Below are 16,235 nucleotides of genomic sequence, written 5' to 3'. Positions count from 1 at the left end.
TTTTTAAAAACTCATAATTCATAACTCATAATTCAAAAAAATGCTAAACGTTGTTCTTGTAGAACCAGAAATACCAAATAATACCGGAAATATTGGAAGATTGTGCGTTGGTACAGAAAGTCGATTACATTTAATTCACCCTTTTGGATTTGTAATTAATGATAAAAATCTAAAACGTTCCGGATTGGACTATTGGGTACATCTTGATGTAACCGAATATCAGAGTGTGGAAGAATGGATGCAACAGATTCCGGATAAATCCCGCGTTTTTTTGATGAGTTCGCATGCTGAAAAATCATATCTGGAAACTGATTTTCAGGATGGCGACTGGCTGGTTTTCGGAAAAGAAAGTGTTGGGCTGAGCAAAGAAGTTTTAGCTTTATTTGAAAACCATTTAACGATTCCGATGTCTAAATTAATTCGCAGTTTTAATATTGCAAATTCTGTTGCTTTTGTTGTTGGTGAAGCTAAAAGACAGATCGGATTGAAAAAATAACATGAGACCACTCATTGACGAAAATAACCTTAGTTTTTCTAAAGAATTCCTGATTTATTATACAAGAGGAGAAATTATTCAGAGAATATTATTTGTCGTTGGAGCTCTTATAGGCTTTGTTTACTTTTATACACAAAACCAACTTATTGTAGTTTCAGCATTATTTTGTCTTTTTGTTTTTCAACTTCCTTTACTTATCAAAGCAATAAAAAGAATTGATGAAATTCAGTTTCGGATTAATTCTAAAGGCATTCAATATAGAGATGATCCTTTGGTTCCATGGAGTAATATCGAAAATGAAAGAATCGTACGTGAATATATAAATCAAAAAAATGATAATTATTACTTTCATTATTATATTATTGAACCAAGTCAAATAATGAAATTTAACCTTAATAAATTAAGCACAGACTCAAGTGAATTAGGACACGCTCTAACAATACACCGAAATAGATATAATCGAGAAAACAATCTAATTAAGTCACAATAAACTTCCCTTTTTCAGCATCAAAAATAATATGTTCATCTTTGAACAAAGCGCTGAAACTTCCGTTTGAAATTAAATTACAAGGCTGATCCTGAACAACATTATTTGGTGTCATGACAATCATTTCGTCGCTTAATTGTATTGCCAAATCTATATCGTGAGTCGAGAATAAAATACACTTTTGAGTTTCCTGAGTTAGCTTTTTCAATAATTTAAATAACGAGACTTTATGCAACAAATCAAGATGTGTTGTAGGTTCGTCCAGAATAATTAATGGCGTGTCCTGTGCCAAAGCTCTTGCAATTAACACCTTTTGCAGTTGTCCGTCACTAATTTCGAAATGTTTTTTGCGCGCTAAATGGCTGATTTGAGTTAATGCTAAAGCTTCGTTTACTTTTACAATATCTTCCGGAGTTAAGGTTCCTACCCAATTGGTATAAGGCTGACGGCCTAGTGCCACCAATTCAAAAACAGAAAGATTACTTGGCGGTAATTTTTCGGTTAGAACCAGACTCAAATTCTGAGCTAATTCTAAAGGCTTATAGGCCGAGATATTTTGGTCATTCAGATAAACATTTCCTGACAATGGTTTCTGAATTCCGGTGATCGTGCGCAGCAAAGTTGATTTTCCTATTCCGTTTGCTCCTATTAATGTAATCAGTTTTCCAGAGGCTAAATTTAAATTTAGATTTTCAGCAATAGTCGTAACTCCTTTCTTGGACTTATATCCAATATTTAAATCTGATGTTTTTAAGATACTTATCATTTTTTTTAAAGTTGCTAAGGTTCTGAGATACTAAGCGGCTAAGTTTTTTCTTCTGACACAGATTAAAGGATTAAAATGATTAAAAATAATCTGTGAATATCCGTTTAATCAGTAAAATCTGTGGGCCAATATCTATTGGAAATTTCTTTTTCGTACCAAAAGCCAAATCACAACCGGAGCACCAATAATAGATGTAATTGCATTTATTGGAAGTGTGACATCAAATCCCGGCATTTGTGAAACAATATCACAAAACAACATGATTATAGATCCAAAAAACAAAGTACTCCAAAACAAAATCGTGTGATTACTAGTTTGAAATGTTAGCTTTGCAATATGTGGAACCGCTAAACCAATAAAAGCAATTGGTCCCGCAAAAGCTGTAATACTTCCTGATAATATACTGGTAGCAAAAATGATGATTAACCTTGAGCGTTTAAAATTAAGCCCCATACTTTTTGCATAATTCTCCCCCAAAAGCAATGCATTTAAAGGTTTAATACTATTGGCACTTAAAAGTAAACCGGTTAAAACGCAAAAAGTCAAGATTCCAATTGTTGACCATGAGAGATTTCCAAGACTTCCCATAGACCAGAAAGTAAATTTCTGAAGTTGTTCTGCGGTACTAAAATAAGTTAATACACTAACGATTGCTATGGTAAAACTTCCAAACATTAATCCCATAATCAAAATTACCATTGTATCCCGCAATCTCTGTGAAACTAATAAAACCAATAATAAAACTAATGTGCTCCCTACTGTAGATGCTAAAACAATTCCGTACGAAGACAAGGCAATCGCACTTAAAAACGACGGTAAAAATGCAGCACCCAAAATCAAAAAAGCCACTCCCAAACTTGCTCCGGAACTCAATCCCAAAACATCAGGGCCTGCAAGCGGATTTCGAAATAAAGTCTGCATTAAAAGTCCACTGATAGAAAGCCCTGTTCCAACTAAAACAGCCGTAATTGCTTTTGGCAAACGATAATTAATGATAATATATTCCCAAGTTGATTTTGATGCCTGACCTCCGGTTAAACTTGTAAAAACATCTTTTAATGGGATTGTGACAGATCCCAGACTAATACTCGCCAAGAACATTAGAAGGAGCCCCAAAGCCAAAATCACAAATAAAATAGTATTCCGTTTTTTGTTTGCCAATTTAATTCAGTTTTAGTGCAAAAGTAAACTCATAACCTGGCAATAAATCCGGATGAAAAATTTTGATATAATCTTTTAAAACCAAATCCGGTCGGCTCGGTGATAATTCATAATAAATTGTTCCTCCGGTTGCTCCTAATTTACTTTCTAAAGTATAAACTGTTTTATTCTTAAAAGCATCAAACTCGCTATAATGCGGATTTGCTTTTTGCAATTCTTCCAGCGTTTTATAAGAACCGGAAACGATCCATACATTTGCTGCTTTTGCTTTATCTAAAACTTTTTCAAAAGACAATCCTTCACTTCCTGTTCCTTTTAAATTACTCCACAAGTAATCTGCCTGTGCATCTTTCATAAATTGTGCAACCCAGCTATTTCCTTTCGCCACGTACCAAACATCTTCGTACATTGAACCATACAAAACTTTTGAAGTTGCCGGTTTATCAGCAACTAGTTTTTTAGCCTGATTGTAACTTGTCACGATTTTATCAAACAATTCTTTGGCTTTATCTTCTTTACCAAATAAAGCTCCGTAAAGTTTTATCCATTCTGCTTTTCCAAGTGGTGATTGTTCCATCCAGTCGCCCTGAATTAAAACATTTAAACCACTTTTTTTCAAATTATCCAGCATGGGATTGTTATTATCAACCCCAAAAGTCACAATTAAATCCGGAGACAATTCTATTAATTGTTCAACATTTAATTTTTCATTTTGTCCAACGTTTTTCACAGAACCTTTATCAATAAGCGCTCTTGTTTTTTCAGAAGAAATATAATCGGTGTGAGGAAAACCAACTAGTTTATCTTCAACTTCCAACATTTCTAAATAAGGAATATTTGTAGTCGAAGTCACGACAACAGACTCCAAAGGCACTTTTATTGTAGCATAAGCTTGAAGACTATCCGGAACTTTGGCTTCTTTCTCTTTTAAAATATACTTGAAATTTTTATTGGCATTTGGCCAGGGATTTGAAATTGTGACAACCGAATATCCTTCGTATTTTACAATTGAGAGTCCAGAAGCAAATTCTACACTGTTTTTTGCGGTATCAGATTTAGCAACCTCGATATTTTCTTGTTTTTTACACCCTGTAAGGATAAAAAAAGAAATAAAAAATATTAACTTAGGTAAATAAAATTTCATATTTAACGTTTTGGATAAGGACAAAGGTAAAGTATTTTCTAATTTTTTTGTTTACTTTTATTCTTACAAAATTCAACAAACTGCATCTTTACATAAATGAATACCACAAAAACAAAAATTTGCTCAAGCTGTGAATCTACTTTCAGCTGTGGAGATAGTTCAGTTGAAAACAAATGCTGGTGTAATGATTATCCACCCATTTTTAATCTTTCTGAAGGAGGAGATTGTCTTTGTCCGGTTTGTTTCAAAGAAGCCTGCGAAGACAAAATTGATGCTTACATCGAAACGATGACTCCTAAAAAAGCACTAACCAATAAAGCAAAATCCCTGCCTGCAACCGAAAAACTAATCGAAGGAATTGACTATTATATTGAAGATGGAAATTATGTTTTCAAACCCTGGTTCCATCTCAAAAGAGGTAGCTGTTGTGGGAATGATTGCCGACATTGCCCTTATTAAAAGTTATAAATTATGAGATAATAAATTACTGTTTGTAAATAACAAACAGTACATTAAACTCCCCTCAAAATTCATAACTTATGACTTATAACTTTTAACTTGACAAAAAAAATGATTTATCTTATTACCGGTGGCGAACGATCTGGAAAAAGCAGTTATGCTCAAAATTTAGCATTGCAACTTTCTAATTCACCAATTTATGTGGCAACGGCCAGAAAATGGGATGCCGATTTCCAGAACAGAATCGACAGACATCAACAAGAACGAGATGAACGCTGGACTAATATTGAAAAAGAAAAACATTTAAGTGAAATTGATTTTTCAGGAAAAGTAGCACTAATCGATTGTGTAACCTTATGGCTGACAAACTTTTTTATTGATACTAAAAACAATGTATCATTATCTCTTGAAGAAGCCAAAGCTGAATTTAATAAAATAGCACAACAAGATACGACTCTAATTATTGTAACAAATGAAATTGGAATGGGTGTTCATGCTGAAACTCATATTGGCAGAAAATTTACTGAACTTCAGGGCTGGATGAACCAGTTTTTAGCCTCAAATGCAGATGAAGTTGTTTTAATGGTTTCCGGAATTCCGGTTAAAATAAAGGGTTAAATTCCAATATTAAAATTCCGAATTCCAATATCGTGAAGTATCTTTACAGGAATTCCAAAACTGATATTGAATTTTGACATTGCAATTGATTGTGGAATTTGAGATTTAAAAAATTGGAATTTATGACTAGTTTAGACGATATTTTAAAATCACGCCGTGATACCCGACATTTTACAAACGATGAAGTTCCTGATCAAGTAATTGAAAAAGCATTACAGGCCGGGCACTGGGCTCCTTCTGTTGGTCTGACAGATGCAACGAGATATTATCTTATAAAATCTAATAAAGTTAAAAACGCTATTAAGAATCTGTTTTTAGATTATAATAAAAAAGCCGAAGAACTTACTGATAATCCTGAACAAAAAGAGCTCTACAAATCATTGAAATTAGAAGCGATTGAAGAGGCTCCCATTGGACTAATAATTGCCTATGATCGCTCGGTTTTGAATCAATTCACGATTGGAACCGTTGGTAGTAATGAAGCGGTAAAATTCAGTTCGGTTTGTGCGGCTCAGAATATTTGGCTTTCGCTAACTGAACAAGGTTATGGTATGGGCTGGGTTTCTATTCTGAATTATTACCAGTTTAAAAAAATTCTGGACCTGCCAGAAAACATAGAACCTCTCGGTTATTTCTGCATTGGAAAACCAGCAACAAATTACAACAATCAACCAATGCTGCAACAATTGCATTGGAAACAAAAATCTGAAACTCCAGTTTGTACAGAAATCAAAAATCTTAGCAAAAATTCAGTTTCAGAAATCAATTTAAATACTTCTTCTTCAAATCACATAACCGAAGATTTCAGTGCGCTCTTAAAAGAAAAAATAGATTCTAAAACCAAACCAGTAGGCGCTTTAGGAACTTTAGAAACACTGGCTTTTCAGATGGCAACGGTTTTTAATACGTTAACTCCAAAAATAACAAATCCAAATATTGTAGTTTTCGCAGCAGATCATGGAATTGCAAATCATGGCGTTAGTGATTATCCGCAAGATGTGACACGCCAGATGGTAACTAATTTTCTTGATGGCGGCGCAGCAATAAATGTTTTCTGTAATCAGAATAAAATTGAATTATCAATTGTAGATTCAGGTGTTAATTACGATTTTCCAACAAACGCAAAACTGATTAATGCAAAAATCGCCAAAGGCACTCAATCATTTCTTCACGTTCCCGCAATGAGCAGTGCCGAAGTTAACTTATGTTTTGAAAAAGGGAAATCGATCGTTGAAGAAATTGCAAAAACTGGCTCTAACTGCATTGGATTTGGAGAAATGGGAATTGGAAATACCTCAACAGCATCTGTATTAATGAGTCTTTTAACCGGTTTACCTCTTGAAGAATGTGTTGGAAAAGGAACCGGAATTAATCATGAAAAACTACTCCACAAGCAAAGTCTTCTAAAAAAAGCAATTGATAATTATTCCGGTCAAACCGAATTAAAAGACCAACTGGCTTATTTTGGAGGCTTTGAAATTTTACAAATGGCCAGCGGAATGCTAACGGCTTTTGATTACAAAATGCTAATCTTAGTGGATGGCTTTATTTGCAGTGCAGCATTTTTAATCGCTTTTAAATTAAATCCCGAAATCATACAAAATGCTGTTTTTTGTCATTGTTCTGCAGAGCAGGCACATCAAAAACTACTAGAGTATTTGAATGCAAAACCTATTTTAAATCTTGATTTGCGTTTAGGTGAAGGAACAGGATGTGCAATTGCCTTCCCTATTCTAAAATCTGCTGAAGCTTTTTTGAATGAAATGGCAAGTTTTGAGAGCGCTGGCGTAAGTAGGAAATAACTTGCTATTTGTTTTCTGAATTTGTAATTTTGAATGCTATATTCAATTTTTATTTAAATTCTCATACATGCCATTTACTAAAATTTATATTCATTGTGTTTGGAGTACTAAAAACAGGTTTCCATTTTTAAACTCAATTGATTTACGTCAAAAAGTCTGGCATCATATAAAAGAGAATGCATTAAAAAAAGAAATATATCTTGACTACATAAATGGATATTCTGACCATTGTCATTGTTTAATTTCATTAGGAAACAATCAGACCATTCAAAAAACAATACAATTATTAAAAGGAGAATCTTCTTACTGGATTAATAAAAATCAATTAACACAAGAAAAATTCGAATGGCAAGACGATTATTTTGCTGTTTCTGTTTCAGAATCAATAATTGACAAAGTTCGGGAATATATAAAAAATCAGGAAGAGCATCATAAAAGAAAAACTTTTCAGGAAGAATATGATGAATTTATAATCAAATTTGGCTTTAATAAAACCGCTCAATAGAATTTGGCTAAAGCCTTTACCCCGCATACTTTTATAACCTCCAGATAAATCTGGAGGCAATTCAAAACATGATCGATGTTATTTATTGTTTTGAGTAAAACTTTTATCCTTTAATTTAATCAAGCAAATCATAAGGCAATTAAAAAGAGTGTTTTTATATAATCTAATTCTTTTTTTGAGTAAAGTCCTTTTCTTTAGACCCTTATTATGTGTTACAAACAAATTAAAAGCAATTCAAAAATATGTTCGAAATCACTTAATTTTGATTTTTTAGCCAAAGCTCTTTTCTTTGTGGTTTAATAATATCCCAAAATAAATCTGAAGCCTCTTCAAAAAAAACAATAATGAATTGCCAACATCTTTAGATGTTGGTCTAATATTGACAATAAAAAAGGCTTTAGCCAAATTAAACGCACTCCAAATGAAAAAAGAACTACATATTTTTTTTACCTGTTTAATGTTTTACACCCGAATTCCATGTCCTAAAAACATTAATCATGATCCGGATTATCTAAATAAGGCAACAAGATATTTTCCTTTTATTGGCTGGATCGTAGGCAGTATTTCATTTCTTGCTTTTTACATTTTTTCTTTATTTCTTTCGACTGAAACAGCAGTTATTTTTGCTATTATAGCTTCTGTTTTAACAACCGGTGCCTTTCATGAAGATGGTTTTGCTGATGTTTGCGATGGTTTTGGCGGAGGCTGGACCAAAGAAAAAATTCTCCTAATTATGAAAGACAGTGCAATTGGAGCTTATGGAGCAATTGGCCTGGTTTTACTCTTTTTAATTAAATTTAAAATGCTCTCAGAATCCATTTTGCCTTTTATAAATCACAAAAACTATTTACTGGTTTTCCTGATTTTTATTTCAGCTCATTCTGTAAGCCGTCTGGCTGCCATTAGTATCATTTTTACACATGAATATTCGAGAGATGACGCAACTAGTAAAAGTAAACCTATTGCAAAAAAACATACCTGGAAAGAAATATCAGGATCTTTCTTCTTTGGTTTACTTCCTTTATTAGTGTTCTCTTATTCTTGTTTTCAATTCGAAATACTATTGGTTTTAATTCCGGTTTTCCTGACCAGATATTTTTTAGCAAGGTATTTCCAAAAATGGATTGACGGTTACACAGGCGATTGTCTGGGAGCAACACAACAAGTCTGCGAAGTTATTTTTTATTTAAGTCTTCTTTTGATATGGAAATTTATTTAGTTCGACACACTGAAACAATCTGTGAAAAGGGAATTTGCTACGGACAATCTGATGTTGATATCGCAGAACCTTATACTATTATTTTTGATCAGATAGTATCGCAGCTGCCATCAGAAGCAATTATTTTTTCAAGTCCTTTAAAACGTTGTGTAATTTTGGCGAATCATATTAAAGAAAACATTAAAAGCATATCTTATCAGGAAGATAAACGTTTAATGGAAATGAATTTTGGAGATTGGGAACTAAAAAAATGGGACGAAATTTCGCCGGAACAATTAAATCCCTGGATGGAAGATTTTGTTAATATTCAGGTTTCAAATGGGGAATCTTTTGTTGAGTTACATGATAGAGTTGGTCATTTTCTGTCTGAAAAAATTCCAGCAAACACCACACATCCAATTGTGATTGTTGCGCACGCAGGTGTCGTTAGAAGTATTTTATGCCATCAAAGTGCATTACCATTAAAAGAAGCTTTTCAGAATAAAGTCGATTTTGGTCAGGTTATAAGAATTGAGGCCTAACAAAGGTTTTATTTATAATTTGATCTAAAATGCATTGCAAATTTGAAAATTCGACATTTTTAACTTTATCTTTGCACAAAATTAAGGTTGTGTTATAAATAGACACATTAAAAGGGAATCAAGTTAAATCTTGAGCTGTACCCGCAACTGTAAGCTTAGTTCTGAAAAGAATGCTTGTTGTAAACTGCAAAGCCACTGCTCGCCCCGGCGAATGGGAAGGTAAACAACAAGACGCAAGCCAGGAGACCTGCCTTTGTAACTAATATCGAGCTCTCGGGAAAAAGAGTGTAGAAATTATGACTATAAAAATACGCTTTGCTTTCTGTTTCTTTTTCTTGTGCCAATTAATTTTAGCGCAGAACGATTCTATTACAAAATTAAAAGAAGTTGTAGTTTCAGATAATAATCTTAAAAGTTTCTCGAATACCCAATCGTTACAACGATTAAATGATTCCATCATAAACAAAAACCAATCCTCATTAACCTCACTTTTAAATTATAACACGGTTATATATTTCAAAGAAAATGGATTAGGAATGACTTCTTCACCTTCATTCAGAGGGACGACTTCGCAACAAACTGTCGTGGTCTGGAATGGAATAAACATTAACTCACAGCTTTTAGGACAGGCTGATTTCAATACCATTTCAACACGTGGTTTTAATTCTATTGATGTAAAAGCCGGTGGTGGGAGTGTCGTTTATGGCAGCGGTGCAATTGGTGGTACCATTCATTTAAATAATGATTTGAAGTTTACAGACACTTTCAAAAATGATTTTCAAATTTATTATGGCGATTTCAATACTTTAAGCGCTATTTATGGTATTACTGCTGCTACTAAAAAGTGGAGTGTTGATGCCAGTTTTACCAGAAACAGTTCCGACAATGATTTTAAATTTGTTGGTCAAGAAGTCTGGAATAAAAATGGGCAGTATTACAATAATACCCTTGATGCTGCCATTGGATATAAAATAAACGATAAAAACAGTCTTAAGTTTTACAGTGAAATATTTGACGGTGAACGCCATTTTTCTTTGACATCACCAAACGAAACCAAAACTAAATATCAGGATTATAATACCCGTAATTTATTAACGTGGAGTAGCTCATTTAGTAAATTCGAATCAAACGTAAAATTGGCCTACATCACCGAACATTACAATTATTTTGAAGATATAAATCGGAATGGGTATACTTCTGGCGGAGTTAAAAGCTTTATTGGAAAATACGATCTAGATTACACCATATCGTCTAAAATGAAAATCAGTACTATTTTAGATTATACTAAAAATGATGGAGTTGGTTCCGGAATTGGTCGCAGCACACGAGAAATTGGCGGTGCAAGTCTTTTATGGAAACACCAGCTTACAGATAAATGGAATTATGAATTGAGTGCCCGAAAAGAAGTTTCTGATGTTTATAAAAGTCCTGTACTTTTTTCAGCCGGTTCCCGATACAATTTTTCAGATTTCTATCAGCTTAAATTTAATGTATCCAGAAACTTCAGAATTCCAACATTCAACGATTTGTATTGGGAAGGCAGCGGAAACCCTGATTTAAAACCCGAAAGTTCATTTCAGGCCGAGATAGGAAATGAGTTTAAATATAAAGATTTCCGATTGACTGTAACTGCTTACGGAATGAAAATTAAAGACATGATTCGCTGGCTGCCTAATAATACCGGAAACTGGTCACCTGTAAACACTGACAGAGTTACCATTTATGGTGCTGAAGCGCTTTTAGGATGGAAAAAGAACTTCAATAAACATACATTTTATTTTAGCGGAACTTATGCCTACAACGTTTCACTGGATGACAAAACAGATAAGCAGCTTTTTTACGTTCCTTATCATAAACTTACAGGTTCGTTATCTTATTATTACAAAAAACTTTCAGCTTATTATCAAATTATGTATACGGGAGAAATCTTCACTACATCAGATAATAATCCTAAATATATATTGGATGCTTATAATGTTTCAAACATTGGGGTTGATTACAATTTTAGCAAAAAAAATATTTTCAAATTAGGTGTTAAAGCGGCCAATATCTGGAATGAAAAATACGAAGCATTACCAAATCGCTTTATGCCTGGACGAAATTTAACCATTTATTTAAACCTTAATTATTAATAACATGAAATTTAAAAATCTTTATTTAGGAATTATAGCATCTGCTTTTCTATTTGCTTCTTGTAGCAATGATGACGAGAACAATGATGTTCCATTGGGTGCATATGACAACGGAGTACTTATTTTAAATGAAGGAAATTTTAAAGATGTAAATGCTTCGGTATCTTATCTTTCGAATGACTTAGCTACTTTTCAAAATGATATTTTTAAAGTAGTAAACGCTCCAACTATTTTGGGAGACGTTGCACAATCTCTAAGTTTTAGCAATGAAAAAGCTTTTATTGTAGTAAACAATTCTAATGAAGTAGAAGTAGTAAACCGTTATACTTTTAAAAGTCTTGGTACAATTACTGAAAAACTTGAGAACCCACGTTACAGTGTTGTTTTAAATGACAAATTGTACGTAACTAATGCAATCTCTAAAGCGGTAACGATTTATGATGCTAAAACATATGCTTATGTAGCTTCAATTCCTTTAAACAAAACAGCTGAAAAAATTGTAGCAGCAAACGGAAAACTTTATGTAACAAATGCTTCTTACGGATTCGGAAGCGAAGTTACTGTAATTAATCCTGCAACAAATACAGTTACTAAAACCCTGACTCTTGAAAATGGAATTAACTCTATTGAAGCAAATAATGGGAACGTTTATGTATTAGCCGGAAATGATACTAAAAGTAAATTATTTAAAATAGATACTGCAACAGATACTGCAACATCTATAGAATCTACTACAGTAAAAGGTGCTTTAAACATGGATATTGACGGAGACAAAATCTATTATACCCAGGGAACTGGTGTTTATGCAATTGGTTTAACTGCTACCTCTTTTTCAGATAAAGCATTATTCTCTGTTACAGACAACAGCTGGTCTACTTTTTATGGCTTTGGTGTAATTGACGGAAAAATATACTCGGGAGATGCAAATGCATTTACTAAAGACGGAACTGTTACTGTTTATACTTCTACCGGAACAGTATTAAAAACTTTAACTGTTGGTTTAGGGCCAAATGGTTTTTACTCAAATAATTAGAATTTGTTATTATATTTTTGGACAAAAAAGGCTTTCATTTCTGAAAGCCTTTTTTTTATTTTAACATTATTGAAATCCTTTTGGAATATTCTCTAAATACATTTCATTACGTTGTCCATTGATTTTTTTTGAATCATTTATATAAGGTAAAACAAACTCGTCGTCGTTTTGAATCTTTTTAGCACTGGATCCTGTAATCTTAGAAATTGCCAAATTCAGCAATGGTTCTAACGGATCTCCTAAAACTCCATAATTATTAACAACTTCATATTGAAGATAGGTTGGAGCTAAACCTTGATTATAATCTCCAAAATCATTAGCATTAGAAATTTTAAAAACTAAAGGTTGCATAGCGTATTTATGATTTGGATTCACATTTGCTTTTGTCAAAGTTGGAGAATCATAAACTGTAAACGACCCTACATTCTTACCAATAGTTGTTTCGCCAATCTGAATAACATTTACATACGGTTTTAAGCCATTTATAATCAATTCACTTGCAGATGCAGTGCTTGAAGTAGTTAAAATATAAACCGTTGTTAAATTCAGGCTATTTAGAGCGTTACCATCAATATTACTAACAAATCTCTGATTCAGAGATTCCAAATCTTCTGAATTCATTGTTGCCATCAACTTTAAATTATACTGTTGTTTCGAAAATATCTTTCCATCAAACTGTCCGGTAATCATACTCGCCAAACGAGTAGAAGAACGCACAGATCCTCCTCCATTATATCTTAAATCTAAAACCAGATCCGTTGCTCCCTGCGCTTTTAATTCGCCAAAAGCCTGATTTAGCTTACCATCATATTCTGAATAAAAACCGTTATACATTAAATAACCAATTTTATGACCTCCTGAAGGAATTACTTTATTGATTAAAATAGGATTTTCTTCTAAAGTCGTTTTAGTTAAAGAAACTGATTTACCATTCAAAGTAAACGCAGAACCATTATAATCTGCAAATTCTAAAGTATAACTATCCGGAGCAATTAATAAAGTCTTATAATTAGAAACCGTAAGTTTTGTACCATTTACACTAGTAAATAAATCTCCTCTTTTGATTGCTTTTGTTGAAGCATCAGAATTTGGAACTATATAACGTACATACCCTACAACATCATTAGATCCTTCTGCTACTCTTGTAAGCTTAAAATCTACACCATTATTTTTTGTGATTCCGTTTAGTTCCTGTTCTAAAACAGTATAATCATCAACAATCCAGCTAAAACGATCAATTGCACTGGCAGGATATTTACTGATAGGTTTATTTAATAAATCCTGAAATAGTTCGTTAGGATCTGAATATCCGGCCAAATAAGAGTTTAATTCTGCTTTTGTACTAAAGCGATCGTCGGCCAAATTTGGCACATCGGCCTGCCACAAATAAACCTGATTTAATCCTCTCCAGATAAAATCATTTACTTGTAAAGTTGCAGGAGCTCTAACATCATCCTCGTCTTCGCAGGACTGCAAAGCAAATGCAAGTACAAAAATTAGTAGTAAACTCTTTAATATTGTTTTCATAAATCTTCAATTGGTAAAGTATTAACGTAAAAATACTACCTTTAGTTTTAACATAATAAAGTTTATTGCATTTTTTCAGGAAAAAAAATCAAAACCTGTTGTAACAAAAATAATAGTGCCTCGTCTTGACTATATAAGCTAACGAATAACCACCAAGTTTTATGAATCAGAATGTGTTTATAGAATTGATTAATCCTTTTAAAGACAAAGTTTTTCGTCTGGCAAAACGATTGCTCACAAGTACTGAAGAGGCAGAAGATGCAACTCAGGAAGTAATGGTAAAACTATGGAATAAAAAAGACAACTTAGACACCTATAATAATATTGAAGCAGTTGCCATGACAATGACCAAGAATTATTGTCTGGATCAGCTAAAATCTAAACGGGCAGGCAATCTTAAAATAGTACACAACAATTTTACAGACCGCGAACCTCAATTGGATAAAAAACTGGAAGATTCAAACAGTTTAGAATGGGTAGAAAAAATTATAAATCAGCTGCCGGAACAGCTCCAAATATTAATTCAGCTTCGCGATGTAGAACAATATGAATTTGAAGAAATTGCAAAAATTGTCAACATGAATGAAACAGCTATAAGAGTAGCACTTTCGAGAGCGAGAAAAAAAATACGAGAATCAATGGTTAATACACACAGTTATGGAATTAGATAAAATAGAAAATATATTAGAAAAATACTTTCAGGGAGAAACTACTATTGCTGAAGAAAAAGAACTTAAAGAATACTTTTCTTCTCCAAATGTTGCGCAGCATTTAGAGCAATATCAACCTATGTTTGGTTACTTCTCTCAGGTAAAACAACAAAAATCAACGCAGGAGATTCCACTACAATCTAAGAAACGAAATGTGGCGTGGTTGTCAATTGCAGCTTCAGTTGTTGTTTTACTAGGAATTGGAACTTACTTCTTTATGAGCGAAAAAAATGCAGCTCCGGCTGTAGCGCAATCAGAATTAGGAACCTATGATAATCCTGAAGAAGCTTTAAAAGCAACGCAAAAAGCTTTGGCATTATTATCAAACAATGTTAATGTAGGTATTGAAAGTGTACAATACATTAACGAATATGAACAATCAAAAAACAAAATCTTTAAACAGTAATTAAATTCAAAACAAAATGAAAAATTTCATCATAACACTAGTTTTCGCCTTTTTCACTCATACATTCTATGCACAAGGCGCCTTTGACAAATTTGACGGTCAGGACGATGTAACCTCAGTAATTGTAAACAAAAAAATGTTTGATTTGATGAGCAAAGTAAAAGTTGATGCTTCTGATAAAGAAACACAACAATACATCAATCTGATTAAAAAACTGGATTACTTAAAAGTTTTTACGACCAAAAACCCTAAAATCGAAGCTGATATGAAAGCTTCTGCAGATAAATACATTAAAACTGCAGGTTTAGAAGAGTTAATGAGAGTAAACGATAGCGGTAAAAATGTTCGAATAATGGTTAAATCCGGAGCAAGCGATACGCAGATTAAAGAATTGCTAATGTTTGTTGACGGTGCAAAAAACGACGAAACGGTTTTATTATCTTTAACAGGTAATTTTGATCTAAACGAAATCTCAGTATTGACAGACAAAATGCAACTTCCTGGTGGCTCAGATTTAAAAAAGGCTTCTAAAGGAAAAAAATAAATCTAATAACTTATGAAACCATCCGTTTTTACCTTAGCCCTTATAGCATTACTTAGCTTAGTAAGTTGTAATTCTGAACCTTCTCTGCAAAAATATTTTGTTGAACATACAGAGAAGAAAGACTTTATTGCTCTTGATGTTTCCTCTAATATTTTAAACTTAGACAAAGCAAATCTAACAGCAGAGCAAAATGAAGCGTTAAAATCGTTTGACAAAATGAATATTTTAGCTTTTAAAGCAAACGATAAAAACCAAGCCGAATTTGCAGCAGAACGCACAAAAGTAAATGCAATTTTAAAAGATCCAAAATATCAGCAATTAATGAAAGTTGGATCAGGAAAAGACGGTGCATCAATAAGTTATGTTGGCTCTGACGAAAACATAGAAGAGTTTGTCATTTTTGCCAACAGAAAAGAGAATGGTTTTGCAGTTGTACGTGTGCTGGGAAAAAACATGAACCCAAACAACATTATGACAATTATGTCGGTTTTACAAAAATCAAAAATTGATATGGAACAGCTAAAACCTTTACAGCAATTACTTAAATAACAATACAATCTTACTTTAGAAAAAAAAGAGTTTCATTTTGAAGCTCTTTTTTTTTACACTAATATTAAAATAAAAAACTAAACAAATTGCACTATTTATCTTAATAAATAAAGTTAGATTTCAAACGAATTTTAATTACATTTACCCTTGAGATTT

18 protein-coding genes and 1 riboswitch are annotated in these 16,235 nt (G+C 32.7%); of the genes, 14 read left to right on the top strand and 4 right to left on the bottom strand.

The genetic code is table 11. The features are described 5' to 3' along the window. Positions 1-40: 40 nt before the first annotated feature. Together OLM51_RS07120 and OLM51_RS07115 are read left to right on the top strand one after the other, a co-directional pair. The gene (locus OLM51_RS07120) at positions 41-496 is read left to right on the top strand and encodes a tRNA (cytidine(34)-2'-O)-methyltransferase (protein WP_264553642.1); all 456 of its coding nucleotides are present in this window, start codon (positions 41-43) and stop codon (positions 494-496) included. A 1-nt stretch (position 497) separates the two neighbouring features. Next, the gene (locus OLM51_RS07115) at positions 498-986 is read left to right on the top strand and encodes a hypothetical protein (protein WP_264553641.1); all 489 of its coding nucleotides are present in this window, start codon (positions 498-500) and stop codon (positions 984-986) included. Here the strand turns inward: OLM51_RS07115 and OLM51_RS07110 are convergent. The 3 genes from OLM51_RS07110 to OLM51_RS07100 all read right to left on the bottom strand — a co-directional run bounded on the left by OLM51_RS07110 (position 973) and on the right by OLM51_RS07100 (position 4,054). Continuing rightward, complete coding sequence (locus OLM51_RS07110) at positions 973-1,749, bottom strand: ABC transporter ATP-binding protein (protein ID WP_264553640.1); 777 nt, start codon at positions 1,747-1,749, stop codon at positions 973-975. The genes OLM51_RS07115 and OLM51_RS07110 overlap by 14 nt on opposite strands. Positions 1,750-1,881: 132 nt before the next feature. Next, positions 1,882-2,910, bottom strand: coding sequence for an iron chelate uptake ABC transporter family permease subunit (locus OLM51_RS07105; protein WP_413614533.1), 1,029 nt, complete (start codon positions 2,908-2,910; stop codon positions 1,882-1,884). 1 nt (position 2,911) lies between these two features. Next, on the bottom strand, positions 2,912-4,054 hold the full coding sequence (locus OLM51_RS07100; RefSeq protein WP_264553639.1) for an ABC transporter substrate-binding protein: 1,143 nt from the start codon (positions 4,052-4,054) through the stop codon (positions 2,912-2,914). Between the two features lie 96 nt (positions 4,055-4,150). Here OLM51_RS07100 and OLM51_RS07095 point away from each other — a divergent pair, with 96 nt between their 5' ends. From OLM51_RS07095 to OLM51_RS07060, 8 genes are all read left to right on the top strand, one after another. Continuing rightward, complete coding sequence (locus OLM51_RS07095; RefSeq protein ID WP_264553638.1) at positions 4,151-4,513, top strand: DUF5522 domain-containing protein; 363 nt, start codon at positions 4,151-4,153, stop codon at positions 4,511-4,513. 111 nt (positions 4,514-4,624) lie between these two features. Further along, positions 4,625-5,131 carry a bifunctional adenosylcobinamide kinase/adenosylcobinamide-phosphate guanylyltransferase gene (cobU, locus tag OLM51_RS07090; protein WP_264553637.1) on the top strand — a complete coding sequence of 169 codons (507 nt, stop codon included), beginning with the start codon at positions 4,625-4,627 and terminating at the stop codon, positions 5,129-5,131. A gap of 122 nt (positions 5,132-5,253) precedes the next feature. After that, positions 5,254-6,933, top strand: coding sequence for a nicotinate-nucleotide--dimethylbenzimidazole phosphoribosyltransferase (gene cobT, locus OLM51_RS07085; RefSeq protein WP_264553636.1), 1,680 nt, complete (start codon positions 5,254-5,256; stop codon positions 6,931-6,933). A 67-nt stretch (positions 6,934-7,000) separates the two neighbouring features. Continuing rightward, the gene (tnpA, locus tag OLM51_RS07080; protein ID WP_264553635.1) at positions 7,001-7,438 is read left to right on the top strand and encodes an IS200/IS605 family transposase; all 438 of its coding nucleotides are present in this window, start codon (positions 7,001-7,003) and stop codon (positions 7,436-7,438) included. Between the two features lie 421 nt (positions 7,439-7,859). Beyond that, positions 7,860-8,657: an adenosylcobinamide-GDP ribazoletransferase gene (locus tag OLM51_RS07075; RefSeq protein ID WP_264553634.1), complete on the top strand. Its 798-nt coding sequence runs from the start codon at positions 7,860-7,862 to the stop codon at positions 8,655-8,657. Next, complete coding sequence (locus OLM51_RS07070; protein ID WP_264553633.1) at positions 8,642-9,178, top strand: histidine phosphatase family protein; 537 nt, start codon at positions 8,642-8,644, stop codon at positions 9,176-9,178. The genes OLM51_RS07075 and OLM51_RS07070 overlap by 16 nt, the downstream gene beginning before the upstream one ends. 67 nt (positions 9,179-9,245) lie before the next feature. After that, a riboswitch (cobalamin riboswitch) is annotated at positions 9,246-9,448 on the top strand. A 26-nt stretch (positions 9,449-9,474) separates the two neighbouring features. Continuing rightward, entirely contained in the window at positions 9,475-11,310 is a 1,836-nt protein-coding gene (locus tag OLM51_RS07065; protein ID WP_264553632.1) for a TonB-dependent receptor plug domain-containing protein, read from the top strand. Between the two features lie 4 nt (positions 11,311-11,314). After that, positions 11,315-12,343 (top strand): YncE family protein, encoded by a 1,029-nt coding sequence (locus OLM51_RS07060; RefSeq protein WP_264553631.1) that lies wholly within the window; start codon positions 11,315-11,317, stop codon positions 12,341-12,343. A 66-nt stretch (positions 12,344-12,409) separates the two neighbouring features. Here the strand turns inward: OLM51_RS07060 and OLM51_RS07055 are convergent, their stop codons facing one another. After that, positions 12,410-13,870, bottom strand: coding sequence for a S41 family peptidase (locus OLM51_RS07055; protein WP_264553630.1), 1,461 nt, complete (start codon positions 13,868-13,870; stop codon positions 12,410-12,412). 161 nt (positions 13,871-14,031) lie between these two features. On the opposite strand from OLM51_RS07055, the gene OLM51_RS07050 reads away from it, so the two are divergent. From OLM51_RS07050 to OLM51_RS07035, 4 genes are read left to right on the top strand one after another with little or no spacing between them, the layout of a single operon-like run. Further along, positions 14,032-14,541: an RNA polymerase sigma factor gene (locus OLM51_RS07050; protein ID WP_213259087.1), complete on the top strand. Its 510-nt coding sequence runs from the start codon at positions 14,032-14,034 to the stop codon at positions 14,539-14,541. Then, entirely contained in the window at positions 14,528-14,986 is a 459-nt protein-coding gene (locus OLM51_RS07045) for a hypothetical protein (RefSeq protein ID WP_264553629.1), read from the top strand. The genes OLM51_RS07050 and OLM51_RS07045 overlap by 14 nt, the downstream gene beginning before the upstream one ends. Positions 14,987-15,002: 16 nt before the next feature. Then, complete coding sequence (locus tag OLM51_RS07040) at positions 15,003-15,530, top strand: DUF4252 domain-containing protein (RefSeq protein WP_264553628.1); 528 nt, start codon at positions 15,003-15,005, stop codon at positions 15,528-15,530. A gap of 12 nt (positions 15,531-15,542) precedes the next feature. Next, positions 15,543-16,079 (top strand): DUF4252 domain-containing protein, encoded by a 537-nt coding sequence (locus OLM51_RS07035; RefSeq protein WP_264553627.1) that lies wholly within the window; start codon positions 15,543-15,545, stop codon positions 16,077-16,079. The last annotated feature ends 156 nt before the right edge of the window (positions 16,080-16,235 follow it).

Origin of the sequence: Flavobacterium sp. N2038 (assembly GCF_025947185.1) — a bacterium.
Taxonomy (GTDB): Bacteria; Bacteroidota; Bacteroidia; order Flavobacteriales; family Flavobacteriaceae; genus Flavobacterium.
This window is presented reverse-complemented; position numbering and strand designations above follow the sequence as displayed.